The 19,160-nt window shown below is 67.4% G+C and carries 20 protein-coding genes; 3 read left to right on the plus strand and 17 right to left on the minus strand.

Annotated features, from left to right (window positions below):
* The first annotated feature begins 54 nt into the window (after positions 1 to 54).
* The gene (locus tag AYJ57_RS03395; RefSeq protein WP_066106605.1) at positions 55 to 816 is read left to right on the plus strand and encodes an IclR family transcriptional regulator; all 762 of its coding nucleotides are present in this window, start codon (positions 55 to 57) and stop codon (positions 814 to 816) included.
* Positions 817 to 986: 170 nt separating this feature from the next.
* Here AYJ57_RS03395 and AYJ57_RS03400 read toward each other — a convergent pair whose 3' ends face one another.
* The 6 genes from AYJ57_RS03400 to rpiA all read right to left on the minus strand — a co-directional run bounded on the left by AYJ57_RS03400 (position 987) and on the right by rpiA (position 7,570).
* Positions 987 to 2,390, minus strand: coding sequence for a DegQ family serine endoprotease (locus AYJ57_RS03400; RefSeq protein ID WP_235952898.1), 1,404 nt, complete (start codon positions 2,388 to 2,390; stop codon positions 987 to 989).
* A 276-nt stretch (positions 2,391 to 2,666) separates the two neighbouring features.
* On the minus strand, positions 2,667 to 2,858 hold the full coding sequence (locus tag AYJ57_RS03405; protein WP_066101205.1) for a DUF2065 domain-containing protein: 192 nt from the start codon (positions 2,856 to 2,858) through the stop codon (positions 2,667 to 2,669).
* On the minus strand, positions 2,855 to 3,871 hold the full coding sequence (gene hflC / locus AYJ57_RS03410) for a protease modulator HflC (RefSeq protein ID WP_066101208.1): 1,017 nt from the start codon (positions 3,869 to 3,871) through the stop codon (positions 2,855 to 2,857). The genes AYJ57_RS03405 and hflC overlap by 4 nt, the downstream gene beginning before the upstream one ends.
* A gap of 1 nt (position 3,872) precedes the next feature.
* Positions 3,873 to 5,027, minus strand: coding sequence for an FtsH protease activity modulator HflK (gene hflK / locus AYJ57_RS03415; protein WP_066101211.1), 1,155 nt, complete (start codon positions 5,025 to 5,027; stop codon positions 3,873 to 3,875).
* A 62-nt stretch (positions 5,028 to 5,089) separates the two neighbouring features.
* On the minus strand, positions 5,090 to 6,547 hold the full coding sequence (locus tag AYJ57_RS03420; RefSeq protein ID WP_066101214.1) for an FAD-dependent oxidoreductase: 1,458 nt from the start codon (positions 6,545 to 6,547) through the stop codon (positions 5,090 to 5,092).
* Between the two features lie 258 nt (positions 6,548 to 6,805).
* Positions 6,806 to 7,570 carry a ribose-5-phosphate isomerase RpiA gene (gene rpiA / locus AYJ57_RS03425; protein WP_066101220.1) on the minus strand — a complete coding sequence of 255 codons (765 nt, stop codon included), beginning with the start codon at positions 7,568 to 7,570 and terminating at the stop codon, positions 6,806 to 6,808.
* A gap of 203 nt (positions 7,571 to 7,773) precedes the next feature.
* Here rpiA and AYJ57_RS03430 point away from each other — a divergent pair, with 203 nt between their 5' ends.
* Positions 7,774 to 9,147: an L-serine ammonia-lyase gene (locus tag AYJ57_RS03430; protein ID WP_066101223.1), complete on the plus strand. Its 1,374-nt coding sequence runs from the start codon at positions 7,774 to 7,776 to the stop codon at positions 9,145 to 9,147.
* Between the two features lie 123 nt (positions 9,148 to 9,270).
* Complete coding sequence (locus AYJ57_RS03435; protein ID WP_066101226.1) at positions 9,271 to 10,125, plus strand: sulfotransferase family protein; 855 nt, start codon at positions 9,271 to 9,273, stop codon at positions 10,123 to 10,125.
* A gap of 3 nt (positions 10,126 to 10,128) precedes the next feature.
* Here AYJ57_RS03435 and AYJ57_RS03440 read toward each other — a convergent pair whose 3' ends face one another.
* The 11 genes from AYJ57_RS03440 to AYJ57_RS03490 form a co-directional block, all read right to left on the minus strand.
* The gene (locus AYJ57_RS03440) at positions 10,129 to 10,668 is read right to left on the minus strand and encodes a GNAT family N-acetyltransferase (RefSeq protein WP_066101229.1); all 540 of its coding nucleotides are present in this window, start codon (positions 10,666 to 10,668) and stop codon (positions 10,129 to 10,131) included.
* The gene (locus tag AYJ57_RS03445; protein ID WP_066101232.1) at positions 10,665 to 11,261 is read right to left on the minus strand and encodes a helix-turn-helix domain-containing protein; all 597 of its coding nucleotides are present in this window, start codon (positions 11,259 to 11,261) and stop codon (positions 10,665 to 10,667) included. Before AYJ57_RS03445 ends, AYJ57_RS03440 begins: the two co-directional genes overlap by 4 nt.
* 86 nt (positions 11,262 to 11,347) lie before the next feature.
* Entirely contained in the window at positions 11,348 to 12,406 is a 1,059-nt protein-coding gene (hypE, locus tag AYJ57_RS03450) for a hydrogenase expression/formation protein HypE (RefSeq protein WP_066101235.1), read from the minus strand.
* A gap of 55 nt (positions 12,407 to 12,461) precedes the next feature.
* Positions 12,462 to 13,601, minus strand: coding sequence for a hydrogenase formation protein HypD (hypD, locus tag AYJ57_RS03455; protein WP_066101238.1), 1,140 nt, complete (start codon positions 13,599 to 13,601; stop codon positions 12,462 to 12,464).
* Entirely contained in the window at positions 13,598 to 13,906 is a 309-nt protein-coding gene (locus tag AYJ57_RS03460; protein ID WP_066101241.1) for a HypC/HybG/HupF family hydrogenase formation chaperone, read from the minus strand. Before AYJ57_RS03460 ends, hypD begins: the two co-directional genes overlap by 4 nt.
* Before the next feature lie 3 nt (positions 13,907 to 13,909).
* A complete protein-coding gene (locus tag AYJ57_RS03465) occupies positions 13,910 to 15,385 on the minus strand; it encodes a sigma-54-dependent transcriptional regulator (protein ID WP_066101244.1) in 1,476 nt (491 codons plus the stop codon).
* Positions 15,385 to 16,278, minus strand: coding sequence for a hydrogenase nickel incorporation protein HypB (hypB, locus tag AYJ57_RS03470; protein WP_066101247.1), 894 nt, complete (start codon positions 16,276 to 16,278; stop codon positions 15,385 to 15,387). The genes AYJ57_RS03465 and hypB overlap by 1 nt, the downstream gene beginning before the upstream one ends.
* Complete coding sequence (hypA, locus tag AYJ57_RS03475) at positions 16,278 to 16,619, minus strand: hydrogenase maturation nickel metallochaperone HypA (RefSeq protein WP_066101250.1); 342 nt, start codon at positions 16,617 to 16,619, stop codon at positions 16,278 to 16,280. Before hypA ends, hypB begins: the two co-directional genes overlap by 1 nt.
* Complete coding sequence (locus AYJ57_RS03480) at positions 16,612 to 17,496, minus strand: hydrogenase expression/formation protein HupK (protein ID WP_066101253.1); 885 nt, start codon at positions 17,494 to 17,496, stop codon at positions 16,612 to 16,614. The genes hypA and AYJ57_RS03480 overlap by 8 nt, the downstream gene beginning before the upstream one ends.
* A complete protein-coding gene (gene hybE, locus AYJ57_RS03485) occupies positions 17,496 to 18,326 on the minus strand; it encodes a [NiFe]-hydrogenase assembly chaperone HybE (protein ID WP_066101256.1) in 831 nt (276 codons plus the stop codon). The genes AYJ57_RS03480 and hybE overlap by 1 nt, the downstream gene beginning before the upstream one ends.
* Positions 18,323 to 19,144: a hydrogenase expression/formation protein gene (locus tag AYJ57_RS03490; protein ID WP_066101259.1), complete on the minus strand. Its 822-nt coding sequence runs from the start codon at positions 19,142 to 19,144 to the stop codon at positions 18,323 to 18,325. The genes hybE and AYJ57_RS03490 overlap by 4 nt, the downstream gene beginning before the upstream one ends.
* Positions 19,145 to 19,160 lie beyond the last annotated feature (16 nt).

Below are 19,160 nucleotides of genomic sequence, written 5' to 3' on the forward strand. Positions count from 1 at the left end.
ATGGATTTCGTGCGCATGTTGACATTTGTTCAGATACCGCCGCAAATCGTGCGCATGTTGAACAAACCGACCGATTACATCGCCTCTCTGGCGAAGGGCCTGCAGGTGATCGAGTGCTTCCGCGCCGAAACCCCGCGCCTGTCGATCGCGCAGGTGGCCGAGATGACCGGCCTCGACCGCGCCACCGCGCGGCGCTGCCTGCTCACGCTGCACCGGCTGGGCTACGCCGATTACGACGGGAAATTCTTCCAGCTCACCCCGCGGGTGCTGCGCCTCGGCATGGGGGCGCTCGCCGCCCTGCCCCTGCCGCAGCTGGTGCAGCCCTGGCTCGATCAGCTGTCGGAACAGATCCATCAGTCAAGCTCGGTGTCGATCCTCGACGAGACCGAGATCGTCTACCTCGCCCGCGCGGCGCAGCGCAAAGTCATGAGCATCGGCCTGATGCCCGGCTCGCGCCTGCCGGCCCATTGCACCTCCATGGGCCGGGTGCTGCTCGCCGCCCTGCCCGAAACGGAGATGCGCGCCCTGCTCGACCGCTCTGACCTCACGCCGCGCACGCCGCGGTCGCTGACCGACCCCGAAGAGATCATCGCCCGCATCGCGCAAACCCGCGCGCAGGGGTTCGCCATTATCGACCAAGAGGTGGAGATGGGCCTGCGCTCCATCGCCGTGCCGCTCTACAACGCGCATGGCAAGGTGGTGGCCGCGCTGAACACCGGCCTGCCCGCCATGCAGGCGGAGCCGGAGGATCTGGCGCAAGACTATCTGCCCGCCCTCCTCAAGGTGCAGGCGGGCCTGCGCCGGGTGCTGCCCTGAGCCTTTCATTGTTCCAAAAATACGCGGCTTCGGCGCTGGCGGCAGGTGCCGACTGCGTATTTGCAGAACAATGAAGGCCAAAGGCCTCGAGAAAAAGCTGCCGACAAGAAAAGGGGCGAGGGTTTCCCCCCGCCCCGTTTTCATGAGCTTGGCCTGTGGAACCTAGCGGCTCACTCGTCCGTGTCGAGGCTCAGGGCCACGAAGCGCGGATCCCCACCGCGGCGCACCAGCAGCAGGATCGACTTGCGTCCGGCGTCCTTGGCTTCGGTGATGCGATCCTCGAGGTCATTGAGGCTCAGCACCTCGGTCTGACCGGCTTCGGTGATCACGTCCCCGGCGCGCAGGCCCTTTTCATAGGCTTCGGCAGCGGGGTCGACATCGGTGACCGCAAGACCCTTGGCGCTGTCCTGCAGACCCAGCTCGCTGCGCAGTTCGGCGGTGAGCGGCGACAGGGTGAGGCCCATCAGGTCCTTGGTGGCGGGCTCTTCGATGCCCTCCTGCTGTTGCGAGGCGGGCACGGCGGTCTCGGTTTCCTCGCGGCGGCCGAGGGTCACCAGCAGCGTCTCGGTGTTGCCGTTGCGGTTGACCACCACACGGACCGATTTGCCGACCTCGGTGTTGCCGACGATCCGCACCAGCTGGCGGGTGTCGGAGACCGATTTGCCGTCGAAGGAGACGATCACGTCGCCCGCCTTCATGCCTGCGTCCTTGGCCGGGCCATCGGGCACATCCGAGACCATGGCACCTTCGGCGCTGTCGAGGCCAAGCGCCTCAGCCATATCCGGGGTCACGTCCTGAATGCGCACGCCGAGCCAGCCGCGGCGGGTCTCACCATATTGCTTGAGCTGGTCGACCACTTTGGTCACCACATTCGAGGCCATCGAGAAGCCGATGCCAATCGAGCCACCATTGGGCGAGAGGATCGCGGTGTTCACGCCAATCACGTCGCCGTTCATGTTGAACAGCGGGCCGCCCGAGTTGCCGCGGTTGATCGCCGCGTCGGTCTGGATGTAGTCGTCATAGGTGCCCGAGAGCGCGCGGTTGCGGGCCGAAACGATCCCGGCCGAGACCGAGAAGCCCTGCCCCAGCGGGTTGCCCATGGCCATCACCCAGTCGCCGACCTTGCTGTCGTCGGAGTTGCCGAACTTGACGAAGGGCAGCGGCTCGTCCGCGTCCACCTTCAGCAGCGCGATATCGGTGTTGGGATCGGTGCCGACCAGCTTCGCGTCCAGTTCCTTGCCGGAGAAGAACTCGATGGTGATCTCATCCGCGCCTTCGATGACGTGGTTGTTGGTGACGATATAGCCGTCTTCCGACACCACAAAGCCCGAGCCGAGCGCCGAGGAGCGGCGCGGGCGGTCGCCTTCGGGGCCATTGCCGTTGCGATCCTGAAACTCGCGGAAGAAATCCTCGAAGGGCGAGCCTTCGGGAACGATGCCCTGCGGGCCGGTGCGCCCCGCGACCATCGTCGAGGTGGTGATATTGACGACCGAGGGGCTGACGCGCTCGGCCAGTCCCGAGAAGCTGTCAGGCGCGCTCTGCGCCTGCGCCATCAGCGACTGCGAGACGATCATGAATGCGGAGATCGTGGCAAGCCAGAACAGCCGCACCGGGCTCGCACCCTCCGTCACTGCAAGATTTTGTGGTTTCACAGGGAACTCCTTCTGTTCGGCAGCCTTGATCGCGGTCTTGAGCGCGGTGCCCCACGCGGCGCGCTGCCTCCTCATGAACAAGCGTAACATAGGTGCTTTGAGCGGCCACCAAAGAAAAGGTTTCAAGGTTTCAAGCCCATGTGACAGGGCAGTGAAAATTTCGGCGGCGCGCCGCCGGCAGGCTCGGCGCATGCCCGCTCAGCGGCGCGCGATCCACAGCAGCAGAACCCCAGTGATCAGCGTCGCAAGCCCCAGAAACCTGCGCATCTCCAGCGGCATGTCGCGCAATGCCTCGAGCATGCGCTCCACAAGCGAAGGGGCCAGTGCGTACACCAGCCCCTCGATCACGAGAACCAGAGCGATCCCCGTCAGTATGTCGGTGCCGCTCACTCGGTGGCGGTGGCGCCGGTGGTGGCGCTTCCACTGGTGGAAGAACCGGTGGCCGTGCTGCCCGAAGTAGAGGGGGCCGCAGGCGCCGCCGCAGCGGAATCCTCGCCCTCTTCCGAGCTTTCCGCGAGCGGTGCCGGAGTGGCCTCACCCTGATTGCGGAAATAGTCGAAGAACTCGCCGGTCGGGGTCATGACGATCGAGGAATTCTCGCCCGGCAGCGCTTTGCGGTAAGCCTGCAGCGACCGGTAGAAGCCAAAGAACTCGGGATCGGCGCCATAGGCCTCGGCATAGATGCCGTTGCTTTCGGCGTCGGCCTCACCGCGGATGATGTCGGCATCGCGGTTAGCTTCCGATTGAGTCTCGACCACGGTCCGGTCGGCCAGCGCGCGCACGCGCTGCGCGGCCTCGTTACCACGGGCGATCTCGTCGGCGGCTTCCCGTTCCCGCTCGGCGCGCATCCGGGCGAAGGTCGCTTCGAGGTTCTGCGACGGCAGGTTGGTCTGCTTGAGACGCACGTCCACCACATCAAGGCCCAGAGACAGCGCCTGTTGGCGCGCCTGGTCGCGAATGCGGTTGGTCAGCCCGCGACGGTCTTCCGACAGGATGACGTCCGAGGTTACCTGATCGGCACCCAGAACTTCGCGGATCTGCGCGTTGAGGATGCCCGACAGGCGGTCCTCGGCGGTGCGCAGACCGCCCACGCCCACGGCCTGACGGAAGCGCACCACATCGGCGATGCGGTAGCGCGCGAAGGCGTCCACAACGAGGCGGCGGTCATCCGACGGCGTCACCTCGATGGTGTCGGTGTCGAGCGACAGGATGCGGTCGTCGTATTTCACCACTTCCTGGATCAGCGGCACTTTGAAGGCGAGCCCGGGCTCTTCCTTGACCGATTTGATCTGGCCGAACTGCAGCACGAGAGCCTTCTCGCGCTCGTCCACCACGAAGATCGACGAGAGGGCAATCACCGCCAGAACGACGATCACCGGCAGCACATAAGTCGACTTGCGCATGTCAGTTACCTCCCTCTGTGGTGGTTCGGCTGCGGTTCAGCTCGTTGAGCGGCAGGTAAGGCACAACGCCGCCCTCGCCGGTCACGCCCTCGTCGAGGATCGTCTTGTCGACCCCGCCCAGCACGTTCTCCATCGTTTCGAGGTAGAGACGGCGACGGGTGACCTCGGGGGCCTTGGCATATTCCTCGCGCACGGCAGAGAAACGGCTGGCTTCACCCAGCGCCTCGTTGACCACTTGCGCACGATAGCCTTCGGCCTCTTCTCGGATCTGCGCCGCTTCACCCCGGGCCTCGGCGACCACGCGGTTGGCGTAGGCATCGGCCTGACGTTCGAGGCGGTCACGCTCCTGCTCGGCGGCCTGCACCTCGCGGAAGGCGTCGATCACCTCGCGGGGTGGATCGGCGGTGTCGAGGTTGATCCGCACGATGTTGATGCCGCTCTCATACTCGTCCAGCGTCGCCTGAATCTCTTCGCGCGCGGTGTCTGCAATGATGCCGCGATCGCGGTTGAGGATCGGGGCGAGGTTGCTGGCCGCGATGATCTCGCGCATCGTCGCCTCGGAGACCGCCTGCACGGTCAGCTGCGGGTCGCGGATGTTGAACAGCAGTTTCGCCGGATCGTTGATGTTCCAGACCACCTGAAACTCGATGTCGACGATGTTGGCATCGGTGGTCAGCATCAGGCTGTCCGCCGAATCACGCCCATTGCCGATGGTCTCGGTCCGCTCCGAGGTCACATTCACCACCTCATGGGTGACGAAGGGCCAAGGTGCGAAGTTCAGGCCGGGATTGCCGGTCGAGGAATATTTGCCGAGGAAAAGCTCCACCGACTGTTCTTCGGGCCGGACGGTGTAGAAGCTCATCCAACCCCAGACACCAACCGCGACCAGCGCGATCAGGGCCACGGTGCTGCGGTTGAACTTGGGCCCGCCCGAGCCGCCACCGGTGCCACCGGTGCGCCCGCCGTTGTTGCCGCCGCGCCCGCCCATCAGCACGCGCAGCCGCTCCTGGCCCTTCTTCATCAGCTCGTCGATCTCGGGGATCTGCGGATCCTCAGGACGTCGGCCACCGTTGTTGTTGCCTCCGCCACCGCTGGGCGGCCTGCCGCCACCCTGATTGCCACCGCCGCCCCAGGGGCCGCCGCCGTGTCCTGCCATTAGGTTCCTTCCCTCTCACTCACGTCTGTGTGTTCCCCTACCTGTGCATTTTCACCGCGAATTCAAGCGGTGCGCACCGGGGACTTCAGCGTCACGATCTCTTCCGACATGGTCGGGTGCACTGCCACGGTACGATCGAAATCCTCTTTCGTCGCCCCCATCTTTACGGCAATCCCCGCCAGCTGGATCATTTCCCCGGCGTTGGGTGCGACGATATGGCAGCCCAGCACCTTGCGGGTCTCCTTCGAGACGACCAGCTTCATCATCACCCGGTCTGGCCGACCGGCAAAGGCGGTCTGCATCGGGCGGAACGAGGTGGCATAGACCTCGATCGGCTCCTGCTCGGCCGCCTCTTCCTCGGACAGGCCCACCGTGCCGAACTCGGGCTGGGTGAAGACCGCCGAGGGGATCAGCTCGTGATCGACCTTGGTGGGGTTGTCCTTGAACACCGTCTCGACGAAGGCCATGCCCTCGCGGATCGCCACCGGGGTGAGGTTCACCCGGTCGGTGACATCGCCGATGGCGTAGATCGAGGGCACATCCGTGGCGCTGTAGTCATCCACCAGAATCTCGCCCTTGCGGCCCAGCTTCACGCCAGCCTCTTCGAGCCCCATGTCGTCGGTGTTGGGCAGACGGCCGGTGGCGAAGAACACCTTGTCAAAGACCTTCACGTCGCCGTTCGACGCCTTGACCCAGACCGGGCCGTCGCCGGGCTTGCCGCCGCTGTGATCGGCCAGCATTTCCTGCATCCGTGCGCCCATGGGCACGCCGGCGATCTCATGCTCTTCGAGATCCTCGGCGGTGGCGAGGCGCATTTCAACGATGTCGGTGCCGCAGTGCAGCTGCACGCCGTTTTCCACCATGCTCTCGGCGATCAGGCCGCGGGCCTGCTCGTCAAAGCCGCGCAGCACCTGCGCGCCGCGGTAGTATTGCGTCACCTCGACGCCAAGCCCGTTGAGAATGCAGGCAAACTCGCAGGCGATATAGCCGCCGCCGACGATCAGGATCGAGCTTGGCAGATCCTCGAGATGGAAAATATCGTCCGACACCAGACCCAGCTCGGCATTGGGGATCTCGGGGCGCATCGGGCGGCCGCCGGTGGCGACGAGGATGTGCTTGGCGGTGATCGTCTCGCCAGTCGACAGCTCGACCGTATGCGCGTCCTTCACCTTGGCCCGCGCATCATAGGAGGTGACGCCCGAGTTCTTCAGCAGGTTGCGGTAGATGCCTTCGAGCCGGTCCAGCTCGTTGTTGAGCCGCTCGCGGAAGCTGCCCCAGTTGAAGCTGCCCTCCGCGATGTCCCAGCCATAGCCCTTGGCGTCCTCGGCAACCGTGCCGTATTCGGACGCGAAGACCATCAGTTTCTTGGGAACGCAGCCGCGGATGACGCAGGTGCCGCCATAACGGTCCTCTTCGGCGAGGGCCACTTTGGCGCCGGTCTCGCCCGCCGCAACGCGGGCCGCACGCACGCCGCCCGAACCGCCGCCGATCACAAAGAGATCAAAGTCAAAATCGCTCATGGGTCGCCTCTGGGTCGCCTTGTTTTCTGTCGGCGGGAGGTAGACCACAGAGCCGGGCGGATGACCAGAGCGACCGGGCCGGATGGCCGCGGCGCTCTGCGACGTGCGCGCTGTGCGTGCAGAGGTCAGGCGGCGAGGCGGGGGCCAGCCCCCGCGCCCCCGGAGTATTTTTGGAAAGATGAAAGGCCGCCCACGGATGATCCATGGGCGGCCTGTCTTTTTGGTGTCGTCTGGTTGGTGTCAGTCTGGGCGCGGGGCTCAGAGCAGCGTCTGGGCCTCGCTGAGATCGACCGTGCTCTCGCCCGCTTCGCCGCCGCGCAGCTCGGCGCGGCCATCGGCATGGCCGATCACCACCGTGTCGCAGATGCCGAGGAAGAGGCCGTTCTCCACCACGCCGGGGATCTGGTTGATCGCCAGCGACAGCGCGCGCGGATCGCCGATGCGCTTCAGGTGCAGGTCGAGCACATGGTTGCCCTCATCGGTGATGAAGGGCTGCTCGCCCGCCATGCGCAGGGTGGTTTCGCGCCCGTCCACATCCATGTCTGCCAGCGCGCGCTCGACCAGTTTACGGGTCGAGGCGCCGCCGAAGGGGATCACTTCGAGCGGCAGCGGGAAGGCCCCCAGCGTCGCCACATCCTTGGCCGCATCGGCGATCACCACCATGCGGTCGGAGGCGCAGGCGACGATCTTCTCTTGCAGATGCGCGCCGCCACCGCCCTTGATCAGGTTCAGCGCCGGGTCGAACTCATCGGCGCCGTCGATGGTCAGATCGAGCCAGCCGGCCTCGTCGAGGCTGATCACCTCGATGCCCACCTGACGCGCCAGATCCGCGGTGCGGCTGGAGGTCGGCACGGCACGGATTTTCAGCCCGTCCTCGCGCACCCGCTTGCCAAGGCTGCGCACCAGCCAAGCGGCGGTGGAGCCGGTGCCGAGACCGACGCGCATGCCGTCCTCGACGAAATCCGCCGCACGGCGGGCGCATACGAATTTGGCCAGATCGCTGGCCGAAAGCTGGTCGGACATCGCCGCGACTCCCCTCTTGTGATATCGGGGGCGCTTATAGGAAAGATCGCGCCCGCGGGCGATAGCCAAAATCCCCGCCAAGGCAGGCCCGCGCTTGGCGCCGCAGCGTTTTTCCCCGGCGGAATGCCGCTTTCCGCAGGTGACATCGCCGCGCCAGAGGATAGGGTCGCCGCAAACAGCCCAACGCCAACCGAGGTTTTTGCATGTTTCTGTCCGTCTTCGAGATGTTCAAGGTCGGGATCGGCCCGTCATCCTCGCACACGATGGGGCCGATGGTGGCGGCCGGGCGCTTTCTCGACCGGCTGCGCGCCGCGCCTTTCGCCGCCCATGGGCTGCGCGGCTCGCTGCATGGCTCGCTGGCGTTCACCGGCGTCGGCCATGCCACCGACCGCGCCACCATCCTCGGGCTGGCGGGCTTCCTGCCCGAGACCTTCGATGCCGAGGCCGCCGAGGCCGCGCTGGCGGAGATCAACGAGACCGGCATGGTGCATCCCGAAGGGCTGGCACCGCTGAAGTTCGACCCCGCCAAAGACCTGCGCTTCGACTACGACCGCAATCTGCCCGGCCATGCCAACGGCATGATCCTGATGGCCACCGACGCGCAGGGCGACGTGATCGCGCAAGAGACGTATTATTCCGTCGGCGGCGGGTTTGTGCTGACCGAGGACGAGCTGAGCTCGGGAGAGGACAAGGACCACGGCCCGGCCGTGCCCTACCCCTTCAAGACCGCCGCCGAAATGCTTGAGATGGCCGCGACCTCCGGCCTCGGCATCGCGGAAATGAAGCGCCGCAACGAGCTGTCGCGCCGCCCCGCCGCCGAGCTTGATGCCGGGCTGCTGCGCATCTCGGAGGTGATGATGGGCTGTCTCGAACGCGGGCTGGAAGGCGGCGGCATCCTGCCCGGCGGGCTGAACGTGAAGCGCCGCGCGGGCAATATCCACGAGCAGCTGCAGGCCGAGCGTGGCCGCAATCTCACTGCGCCGCATGTGATCAACGACTGGATGAGCTGCTACGCCATGGCGGTCAACGAAGAGAACGCCGCTGGCGGACAGGTGGTCACCGCGCCCACCAATGGCGCGGCGGGCGTGGTGCCCGCGGTGCTGCGCTATTGGCTCGACTTCGTGCCCGGCGCCGCCTCCTCGCGCATCCCCGAGTTCTTGCTAACCGCGGCGGCGATCGGCGGGCTGGTGAAATACAACGCCTCGATCTCCGGCGCCGAGGCGGGCTGTCAGGCCGAGGTGGGCAGCGCCTCGGCGATGGCCGCCGCCGGGCTCTGCGCCGTCATGGGCGGCACGCCTGCACAGATCGAAAACGCCGCCGAGATCGCGCTGGAGCATCACCTCGGCATGACCTGCGATCCGGTGAAGGGCCTCGTGCAGGTGCCGTGCATCGAGCGCAACGGGCTGGGCGCGATCAAGGCGGTCTCTGCCGCCTCGCTGTCGATGCGCGGCGACGGCACGCATCTTGTCTCGCTCGACGCCTGTATCGAGACGATGCGCCAGACCGGGCGCGACATGGGCCACGAGTACAAGGAAACCTCGCTCGGCGGGCTGGCGGTGAACGTGCCCAACTGCTGACCCTCTCCGAACGGATTAGTGGGACATCCGCTTGCCCCCTCCGCCTGTCCGCCGCCGGAGCGGACGAGAGCGCCCGCCGCACCATAACATGCTGTGATACGCATGTTTTTAGCGACGGTTTCCATGGCACGCTCTTCTTCGAGAGACTACCCGGAATTCTACCTCGTCGGCGCGGCGAAAGCCGGGGCCGAGACGCTGGGCACTTGGCTGGCGCAGCACCCGGAGGTCTTTCTGCCCGAGAACCGCGCGCCGAGATACTTTACCCATTCGGGCAATGATCCGCGTCCGACCGCCGGCCCCTACGACCGCGAGACACTGGCGACCGCGGTGACTGATGCGGCGGAGTACCTCGCGCTATACGCCGGGCGCGGCGCGGCGATGCGCGGCGATGCCTCGCCCTGCTACCTTGCCCATTGCGAGGCCGCCAGCCGCATCGCCGAGGCCCGTCCCGACGCGCGGATCGTCATCACCCTGCGCGACCCTGTGGCCCGCGCCTTCGCGCATTATGCGGATTACCGCGTGCAGGGGCTCGACCCCAGCCCCAGCTTCGAAGAGGCGCTGGCCGCCGAGCCGCAGCGCCTCGCCAGCGGCTGGAGCGCGTGGCACGGCTACGCGCAACAAAGCCACTACGTAACGCAGCTTCAGCGCTATCTCGACGCCTTCCCCCGCGAGCAGATCCTGTTCCTGAGCTATGAGGCGCTGCGCGAGACGCCCGCCAAGGTATGGGAGCAGCTGTGCGCCCACCTCGGGCTCGCGCCCGCCGCGATTGACCTCGCCCCCGCCGCCGCGCCCGAGCCGTCCCAGCCCGGAACCGTGCAGCGCCTGCTCGACCGCGCCCTGCCCGGGCGCACGGCCCCCGCGCCAGCGCTCAGCGAGCGCACCCGCCGCGCCTTGGCGGGGCGCTATCTGTCGGAACATGCGCCGCTGCGCAGGATGACCGGGCTGGCGCTGGAAAGCTGGTCGACGCCGACCGGCTGAGGCTCAGCCCAGCCGGTACATGAACAGCGTCGCATCGCGCCGCGCGCCGCCCTCGGGCGCAAGCGCATATTCGGGAATTTCTCCCGCGGGCAGAAAGCCGCAACTGGAATAGAGATGCTGCGCCGCGTCGCCGCTGCGCGTGTCCAGCGTCACCAGATCGCGGCCCATCTGCTTGGACCGTTCCAGCAGCGCCTGCATCAGCGCCCGCGCGATGCCGCGGCGGCGGAACGCCGGGTGCACCAGCATCTTCGACACTTCGGCGCGGTGGGTCTGGTTCGGCATCCCCGCGGGCACAAGCGATCCGGTCCCGACCAGACGCCCCTCAAGGAACGCACCAAAGAGCAGACGCCCGCCAGTGCCGACCTCGGGCAGCAGGCCCCGCCAGAACCCCTCTGCCTCGGCCAAAGAAAATGGCATCACGAAGCCGACGCTGGCACCATCGGCGACGCAGGCCTGCAAGACCTCGGCGAGAGCGGCCAGATGGCTCTGCGCCTCTGCCAGCCCCAGCGCGCGGATCTCCACCCCGGTGGTCACATCGCTCATGGCGTCACCAGCACAAGCACATAGTCCGCGGGCTTTTTCTTGCTCAGCGCGGTGAAACGGCTGGCTCCCTCGAGCCGGTAGCGCAGCGTGTCCCCCGCCGCCATCTCATGCGCCGCGCCTTCGACCTCGACCCGCAGCTTGCCCGACAGCAGATGCAGGTGATGCTCCAGCCCCGGCACCGGCGAGGCGTCATAGGCGATCTCGGCTCCCGGCGTCAGCGTACAATGCAACATCTCGGCGGCGAGCCCGGTTGCGCCGGGCGAGACCACGCGGCGGGTAAAACCGGTTTCGGCATCCTCCCAGACCGGCTGTTCGGCGGCGGGCACATGCGCGGTGAACCCCTCTTCGACCATCGCCATCAGCCGCGACATGCTGAGCCCATAGGCAAGGCAGAGCTTGCCCAGAACCTCGGCAGTGGGGCTGGTCTCACCCTTCTCGAACCGCGAGAGCGCGGCGCGCGACACGCCGCTCTGCTCGGCCAGTTGGTCCAGCGTCAGCCCGCGCTCGCCGCGCAGCGCGGCAAGACGGCGGGCAAGCCGCGCGGCAAAGCCTGACAGGTCATCGGGCGGGGGCAGGGTTGCTGCATCGGGCATGGGATCGGCTCCGGGAATCCATCTCTGATACGAGAAAGATTCCCGAATTTGCACGTGAAAGCAAGTCCCGTAACGTAGCCCCCGTCTCAGCAGATGCGCGGCAGCTGCTCTCCGACCAGCATGTCGACGATCCGCGTGCCGCCAAAGGCGGTGCGGCAGACCACCGGGATCGGCCCCGCCGCCGCGGCATATCCGATGATCGCCGCGCCCTGCCCCTCGGGCCGCGCGCGCATCGCCGCGAGCGCCGCCTCGGCCTGCTTTTCAGGCACGAACATCACCAGCGTGCCCTCATTGGCCAGATAGAGCGGATCGAGCCCCAGAAGCTCGCACATCCCGCGCACCTCGTCGCGGATCGGCAGATCGGCGTCTTCAAGCGTGACGGTCACCCCCGCCTCCGCCGCCATCTCATTGAGCGCCGAGGCCAGCCCGCCGCGCGTGGCGTCGCGACAGGCGCGTGCATCGGGCGCAGCGGCGAGCACCGCCTCGATCAGCGCGTTTAGCGACTGGCAGTCGCTTTCAATCGGCGACGACAACGCCAGATCACCCCGCGCGGCAAGGATGGTCGCGCCGTGATCGCCCAGCACGCCGTTGACCAGCACCGCATCGCCGGGCCGGATATTGGCCGCCGCCATGTCGCGCCCTGCCGGGATCACCCCGACGCCCGAGGTGGTGATGAAGAGCGTGTCGCAGGATCCCTTCTCGACCACCTTGGTGTCGCCGGTGACGATGCGCACGCCCGCGTTCGCCGCCTCCCGCGCCATCGAGGCCACCACCCGGCGCAAAAGCGTGATCTCGCAGCCCTCTTCGATGATGAAGGCCGCCGAGAGCCAGAGCGGCTGCGCGCCGCCCACCGCCAGATCATTGACTGTGCCGCAGACCGCCAGCTTGCCGATGTCGCCGCCAGGAAACTCCACCGGGGTCACCACGAAACTGTCGGTGGTGAAGGCCAGTTGCGCGCCAGGGGCCTGCAAGGCGCTATGCATCAGCCGCGCCTGATCCTCGGTCCCGGCGGGCTCGAAGACCGAGGTGAAGACCTCGTCGATGAGATCGCGCATGGCCTTGCCGCCGCCGCCATGGGCCAGCGTGACCCGGTCGCCGCGAAGACGCGAGGGGTGGCGCGAGGGTTTGGGAGTGAGGGCGTTCATGGCTGAGCCTCCTTGATCTTCAGGCATCTGCGGGCATCTGGGGACGGGGCCGCCCTTATTCCGCCGCCGCGACGGCACGCGCGCCGCCATAGGTCCAATAGGCCGCGCAGGCGCCCTCGGACGAAACCATCAGCGCCCCAAGCGGCGTGTCGGGGGTGCAGCCTCTGCCGAACTGAGGACAGGCGACGGGCTTCATCCGCCCGGTCATCACCGCGCCGCAAGCGCAGCCCTCGGGCTCTGCCACCTTGGGGCGCGCGCCGTAGCCGATGCCGAATTTGGCCTCGGTGTCCCACGCGCGATAGCCCTCGCGGATGCGCAGGCCAGAGGCGTCGATCTCGCCAAGGCCGCGCCATTCGAAGCTGGGGCGCGGCTCGTAGACATCGGCGATGGCCGCAAGGCTCACCGGGTTGCCATGCTCGGGCACGACGCGGGCGTATTGGTTCTCGACCTCGGCGCGGCCCTCGGCGATCTGGCGCAGCACCATCAGCACCGACTGCAGCAGATCGAGCGGCTCGAACCCCGCAACGACGATGGGCTTGCCGAACTCATCGGCGACGAAATCATAGCAGTGGATGCCGGTGACCATGCTCACATGCCCCGGCCCGACAAACCCGTCGAGGATCATATGCGGGTCTTCCAGCAGCGCGCGGATCGGCGGCGGCACGGTGATGTGGTTGCAGAAGACCGAGAAATTGCCGATCTCCTCGCGCTTCGCCTGCTGCAGGGTGAGCGCGGTCGAGGGGGTGGTGGTCTCGAAGCCGAGGCCGAAGAAAACCACCTCGCGGTCCGGGTTGCGCCGCGCCAGTTCCAGCGCGTCGAGTGGCGAGTAGACCATGCGGATGTCGGCACCGTCGGCCTTGGCCTGCAGCAGCGACTTACGCGTGCCGGGCACCCGCATCGCGTCGCCGAAGGTGCAGAAGATCACGCCGGGCTGTTCGGCGATCTCGACGCAATCGTCGACACGCGCCATGGGCAGCACGCAGACCGGGCAGCCGGGGCCGTGGATGAACTCGATACCCGCGGGCACCAGCTTGTCGAGCCCGTAGCGAAAGATCGCATGGGTGTGGCCGCCGCAGATCTCCATGATGCGCAGCGGGTCGTCGGCGGTGCAGCCGATCTCGGTGCAGACCGCTTCGATGGCCCGCAGCACGCCCTGCGCGGCCTTGGGATCGCGAAACTCCTGAACGTATCTCATGCCGTGCCCTCCCCCGCGTGCACCCCGGCAAGAGCCCTGTCGCCCTCGGCCATTTGCTCCAGCGCCTCCTGCGCCTCGCCCAACTCGCGCAGAGCGATCAGCGTCTCCTGCGCCTCATGCTCGTCGATCACCGCCATGGCAAAACCGACGTGGATCAGCACCCATTCGCCCACCAGCGCTTCGAGCGGACGGTCGGCGACGGGCGCGAGCGAGACCTCGCGGCGCACGCCCGAGACCTCGGCCATGCCCATCTGGCGGCCCGCATCGGTGATCGAGACGATCTGTCCCGGAATGCCCAGACACATGGTTCAGTCCTCCTCTGCCACGGCGGCATGCGGCTCGATGCCGTAGCGGTCGAGCTTGGCGCGCAGGCCGACGCGGCTGAGCCCAAGCTCCGCCGCCGCCCGCGACTTGTTCCACTTGAGACGGGTCAGCGTCTCGCCAAGGATGCGCATTTCCATCAGTTCCACCCGGTCCTTCAGCGTGCCCTCGAGTTGGCACAGATCCTGCCCCGAGATCCGCTCGCCGTCGCGCTGCGAGCCCGCCTGCAGGATCGCGCGCGAGATCAGTTCCGGCCCCAGCGTCATATCCTGCGCGAGGATGAGCATGCGCAGCATCTCGTTGCGCAGCTCCGGCAGGTTGCCGGGCCAGTCGTAGGCCATGAGGAATTCCAGCGCCGCACGGCTGAGCCCGCGCACCGGCTTGCCGTGGGCGCTGGCGGCGTCATGCAAGAACCGCTCGGCCAGCAGTTCCACATCCTCGCCGCGCGCCCGCAGCGGCGGCATCGCCAGTTCGGTCACCGCCAGTTCGTAAAAGAGATCACCGCGGAACCGTCCGGCCTCGACCGCCGGGCGCAGGTCGGCATGGCTGCCCGCGATCAGCCGAACCCGCGTGGTCAGCGTCTCATGGCCGCCCACCGGCTGAAAGGCGCCCTCGCGCACGATCCGCAGCAGCGCCATTTGCATGACGTCCGACAGCCCATCGACGCCATTGAGAAAGATCGTGCCCCGGTCGGCCTTTTGCAAAAGCCCCGCGCGCGCCTGCACCTGCCCCGCCATGGCGCCGCGCTTCACCCCAAAAAGCTCTGCCGCCAACGCCTCATCCGAAAGGCCCGTGCAGTTGAGCTCAAAGAACGGCCGGTCGGCGCGCAGCGAGCCGTAGTGCATGGCGCGGGCAAGGTCGGTCTTGCCGGTGCCCGGCTCGCCGGTGATCAGCACCGCCACGTCGAAACTGGCCACCTGCCGCGCATGGGCAATGGTGGCATTGAGCGGCGAGTTCGCCCCGCGCAGCACCTTGTCGAAGCCAAGCCCCGCCTGCGCCTGCCGTCGCCGTTCCTCAAGCTTGGCGGTGGCGGTATTGCCCAGATAGCGCATCTCGAGCGAGATCCGCTCGTGGTCGCGCGCCAGTTCGAACAGCCGCGCCGCGTTGCGCACCGACATCAAAAGCTGATCGGGGTGCCACGGCTTGGTGATGAACTGATAGATCCCCGCCTCGTTGATCGCATCGATCATGTCGCCGGTCTCGGTATAGCCGGTGACAATGATGCGCACGGTCTCGGGCCAGCGGTCGCGGATCTCGGTCAGCAGCTCGATGCCGGTCTTGCCGGGCATGCGCTGGTCCGAGATCACCACCTGCACCCAATGCTCTTCCATCAGCCGCCACGCCTCTTCGGCGCTGCCCGCCTCGAGCACCGAGAAGTCATCCTCCAGCGCCATGCGCATGGCGGCGACCGAATGCGGCTCGTCGTCGACGACCAGAACGGTGGGAAGCGCCGGGCCCGCCATCACTCCGCCGCCTTGACCTGTGCCTTGGCCCGACGCTTGGCCTGTGCCTCGCTACGCAGCCAGCCGAGAACCTGCTCCAGCCCCTCGCCGGTGCGCGCCGAGACGCGTATCACCTTGATGGTCGGGTTCACCCGCTTCAGGTTGGCCTCGTAAAGATCGAGGTCCACATCGCAATGCGGCGCAAGGTCCACCTTGTTGAGCAGCGCCAGCCGCGCGGCGGTGAACATATCTGGGTATTTCAGCGGCTTGTCCTCGCCCTCGGTGACCGAGAGGATGGCGATCTTGGCATCCTCCCCCAGATCGAAAGCGGCGGGGCAGACGAGGTTGCCGACGTTCTCGATAAAGAGCGTGGTTCCCGGCCTCAGGTCCAGATGCTCCATGGCGTGGCCGACCATATGGCCGTCCAGATGGCAGCCTTTGCCGGTGTTGACCTGCACCGCGGGCGCGCCGGTGGCGCGGATGCGGTCGGCGTCATTCGAGGTCTGCTGATCGCCCTCGATCACCGCCACGGGTGCCTGCCCAAGTGCGCGGATCGCGGCGCAGAGCAGCGTAGTCTTGCCCGAGCCGGGTGAGGACACGAGGTTCACCGCGAAGGCATCCAGCTCGGCCAGCCGCGCCCGGTTGGCCATGGCGTAGCGGTCGTTCTGCGCCAGGATGCCGGTCTCGATCTCGACCAGCCGCTCCTGCGACATGCCCGGCACCTCGACACCCGCCGGACCCTGCCCGAAGTGAATGTCGCCATGGGGATGCGCGTGGGAATGGGCATGCGTGTGGTGGTGGCCATGATCATGACTGTGGTCATGGTGACCATGTTGATGATGATGGTGATGCCCATGCTCCCCATGGGAATGCCCCTCGAGCCTTGCATCGCCGCAGCCGCATACCGTGCACATCAGATCACCTCCATGTCCTTGATCCGCATTTCATCGCCCCCGTCGGGCATCAGCTTGCCCCCGCCGCAGTTCGGGCAGGGATCGAGCCGGTTGTCGATCTCGACCTGCGCCATGCAGTCGTAGCAGAGCGCGCGGCCCGGCAGGTCGATCATCTCCAGCGCCGCGCCTTCGGCCTTGGAGCCACGCATGACGACCTCCCAAGCGAAGGTCAGCGCATGTTTTTCCACCCCGGCGAAGCGGCCGATCTCCAGCCGCACGCGGGTCACCTTGGCGATAGCGGGATCAGCGGCGGCCTGATCGACCACCTGCCGGATCCCCTCGCAAAGCGACATCTCATGCATGCTGCACCTCTTTCAGCCGAAGAGGGCAACAGGGATCGAGAATGTCCAGCAAGAGCGGCCCCAGACCCGATCTTTCCGGCGGCAGCGTGGCGAGGCTGCGCGCCAGAACGCCGCCCTGCGCCAGCAGCGCATCGGTGGGCGTGCGGCGCTCCAGCGCGGTCACCTGCCCCGCCGCAACCGTCACGCGCACTGCATAAGCGCCGCGCGCCGCCGGGACCATCGCCCAGCCCGCGCCCTGCAGCACGGCGGGCAGCCTTCCCAGCGCCGCCGCTTCGAGATCATAGAGCCGCGCACAGGCGCGCCAGAGCGGCCCCCGCCCCTCGCGCGCGGCCAGCGCCGCCAGCGCCGGGTGATGCATGTGCCGCGCCGCGACCGAGTTTTCGACCGGCACATCGTTCCAGACGCTGGCCGCGTCCACCACTGCCAGACCTTCGGCCACCGCCTCTCCGGGCGCAAAGCATGACCCGATGCGGTAGAGCGCCCGCGCCGCAGGGCGGTCCGACGCGATGAAGGCATCAAGCTCGGCCAGCCTCTCGGGCGCGCGTCCGGCGGGGCCGAAGAGCGACGTAAGCAGCGCCCGCCCGCCCTGCTGCCAACCCTCGGGCAGCGGCAGCGGCGCAAGGCCGAACTGCCCCGGCCAGCTGACGTGCAGTTTAAGCAAGTGATCGCGCAGAACCTCCGCCGCGATGCCGCTGCTCTGCACCTCTCGCCCCAGCGCCGCCGCCAGAGCCGCCGCCTGCGCCGCGCGGCACAGGTTGAAGAGCCGCGGCATCAGCGCCAGCACCTCCTCCACCGACCGACCGGCGACCAGCCGGGCGACCGGCAGCCCCGGCGCAGCCTGCGCCACGAGGCGCGGAGGGGCGGCGTCGTCAAGCATCAGCCCTGCTCCACCGACGGCTGCTCAGCCGCCCCGCTGTTCGAAAGCCCCGCGGTCAGCACCGCGCGCCGCGAGGGGGCTCCGCGCAGGTCCGGCACCTCACCCGCATCCATCGCCGCCTCTTCAGCGGCCATCTCGGCCAGATCCGCCTCGCGCTGCGCCCGGATCTCGGCGGCGCGGTCGGTTTCGGCACGGTTGGCCTCGTCGAAAAGCGCCGCCATCACCGCGCGCGCCACATCGGTGGCGTCCTTCTGGCGGGTAAACTCCCCCATCGGCGAAAACAGCGAGCAGGCCTTGTAGGGGCCGGTCATCTCGCGGCTGTTGTGCAGGAATTCATACTCGCCCGAGGGAAAGCCGATCACCTCCTTGTCCCCGGCGCGGAGCTCACGCCACTCCGCGCCCTCATCGGGCAGCAGCACAAGGTTCATGAACCACGGCGAGACCAGCACTCCAAGCAGGCAGTCGCCATGGCGCTGAAAGCCCACCGCCTCGACCCGCAGCGCCTTGTTGACGATCGGCACGTCGCGCATCTTGGCATGATACACCTCGGCGAAATCGGCCTCGAGCCGGTCCGTCACCGCCTTGATGCGCGCCGCTTCGAGCAGGTCCGCCGCGCCCGGATCTTCCAGCACCATGAACTGCTCCTTGGGGGCCGAGCAATTCGGGCAGGACCAATCCTCGGGCAGATCGGCAAAGGCGGTGCCCGGCTCGACCTGCCGGAAATCGTCGCCCTCGGCCGGATCATAGGGCGTCCAGCAGATCTTGCACTCCATCACCGCCTGCGCGCTGATCCGGTCGTTGGCACCCAGATAGGACCCTTCAAAGCTCATCGGATCGCCTCCAGCACTTCACGCAGACGCTCTGCGCTGTCCGTCAGATCTTCGGGCGCCGCCAGCGCCACCTCGGGCATGGCGGTCACCTCGAAGGTGTCGAGGATCAGCTGATCCATCGAGTTGTAGAAGCGCACGCGCCAGACGTGGGGCGTGGCGGTGGCGGTGACCCGGCAATTGCCATAGCCGCGCGACAGGATGTCGACAGAGCCCTCGCCAAGCCGCGCATCGAGCCATGCCAGATCGCCCTCGGTGTGCGGCAGCAGCGTCATATTCACCACATGGGTCGCGCCCGCGTAGGCGGCGCTCTTGTCCAGCAATTCGGCCAGCAGCGCCGGGGCGTTGACCACCCCCACACCGGCCTTTTCGGAGTTGCCCCGCCGCGACGGCTCGAACGCCCGGCTGCGCGCCGCGCCCGGCACCGCGCCGATCTCGATCGCATCGAGCCCCGCCCCGCTCAGCATCCAGACACCCGCAAAAACGCTCTCCTGCACGCGGATCGCCGGGATGCCGCGGATCTTCATCGCCACTTCGCCTTCCAGCATGGTGTCGGCGACGAGCCTGCGGTTCGCCGCGTCCAGCGGGCTCAGATCGAAGCGCTCGGGCGCGCCGCCCCCAGCGACACGCTCGGCGGCCTCCGCCAGCGCCGCCAGCAGCCCCATCGCAGGGGCCAGCGCGGCGCTGGCCTCCACATCCGGCACATGGGCGGTGAAGGTGCGCATGTCCTGCGGCAGCGACATATACTGCAGCTCGGCCTCATCCTCGGGCTGCGAGCCGGGGCCGTAGCCGACGGGCGGAAGGTGGAAATTGCTGACCATGGGGATGTCCTTTCGG

This window comes from Salipiger sp. CCB-MM3, assembly GCF_001687105.1.
GTDB lineage: Bacteria > Pseudomonadota > Alphaproteobacteria > Rhodobacterales > Rhodobacteraceae > Salipiger.

What these genes read in the sequence shown, in the direction of transcription:
- AYJ57_RS03395 (WP_066106605.1), top strand. Translation starts at nt 55, where the DNA reads ATGTTGAACAAACCGACCGATTACATCGCCTCTCTGGCGAAGGGCCTG.
- AYJ57_RS03400 (WP_235952898.1), bottom strand. Translation starts at nt 2,390, where the DNA reads ATGATCGTCTCGCAGTCGCTGATGGCGCAGGCGCAGAGCGCGCCTGAC.
- hflC (WP_066101208.1), bottom strand. Translation starts at nt 3,871, where the DNA reads ATGCGCAAGTCGACTTATGTGCTGCCGGTGATCGTCGTTCTGGCGGTG.
- hflK (WP_066101211.1), bottom strand. Translation starts at nt 5,027, where the DNA reads ATGGCAGGACACGGCGGCGGCCCCTGGGGCGGCGGTGGCAATCAGGGT.
- AYJ57_RS03420 (WP_066101214.1), bottom strand. Translation starts at nt 6,547, where the DNA reads ATGAGCGATTTTGACTTTGATCTCTTTGTGATCGGCGGCGGTTCGGGC.
- rpiA (WP_066101220.1), bottom strand. Translation starts at nt 7,570, where the DNA reads ATGTCCGACCAGCTTTCGGCCAGCGATCTGGCCAAATTCGTATGCGCC.
- AYJ57_RS03430 (WP_066101223.1), top strand. Translation starts at nt 7,774, where the DNA reads ATGTTTCTGTCCGTCTTCGAGATGTTCAAGGTCGGGATCGGCCCGTCA.
- AYJ57_RS03435 (WP_066101226.1), top strand. Translation starts at nt 9,271, where the DNA reads ATGGCACGCTCTTCTTCGAGAGACTACCCGGAATTCTACCTCGTCGGC.
- AYJ57_RS03440 (WP_066101229.1), bottom strand. Translation starts at nt 10,668, where the DNA reads ATGAGCGATGTGACCACCGGGGTGGAGATCCGCGCGCTGGGGCTGGCA.
- AYJ57_RS03445 (WP_066101232.1), bottom strand. Translation starts at nt 11,261, where the DNA reads ATGCCCGATGCAGCAACCCTGCCCCCGCCCGATGACCTGTCAGGCTTT.
- hypE (WP_066101235.1), bottom strand. Translation starts at nt 12,406, where the DNA reads ATGAACGCCCTCACTCCCAAACCCTCGCGCCACCCCTCGCGTCTTCGC.
- hypD (WP_066101238.1), bottom strand. Translation starts at nt 13,601, where the DNA reads ATGAGATACGTTCAGGAGTTTCGCGATCCCAAGGCCGCGCAGGGCGTG.
- AYJ57_RS03460 (WP_066101241.1), bottom strand. Translation starts at nt 13,906, where the DNA reads ATGTGTCTGGGCATTCCGGGACAGATCGTCTCGATCACCGATGCGGGC.
- AYJ57_RS03465 (WP_066101244.1), bottom strand. Translation starts at nt 15,385, where the DNA reads ATGGCGGGCCCGGCGCTTCCCACCGTTCTGGTCGTCGACGACGAGCCG.
- hypB (WP_066101247.1), bottom strand. Translation starts at nt 16,278, where the DNA reads ATGTGCACGGTATGCGGCTGCGGCGATGCAAGGCTCGAGGGGCATTCC.
- hypA (WP_066101250.1), bottom strand. Translation starts at nt 16,619, where the DNA reads ATGCATGAGATGTCGCTTTGCGAGGGGATCCGGCAGGTGGTCGATCAG.
- AYJ57_RS03480 (WP_066101253.1), bottom strand. Translation starts at nt 17,496, where the DNA reads ATGCTTGACGACGCCGCCCCTCCGCGCCTCGTGGCGCAGGCTGCGCCG.
- hybE (WP_066101256.1), bottom strand. Translation starts at nt 18,326, where the DNA reads ATGAGCTTTGAAGGGTCCTATCTGGGTGCCAACGACCGGATCAGCGCG.
- AYJ57_RS03490 (WP_066101259.1), bottom strand. Translation starts at nt 19,144, where the DNA reads ATGGTCAGCAATTTCCACCTTCCGCCCGTCGGCTACGGCCCCGGCTCG.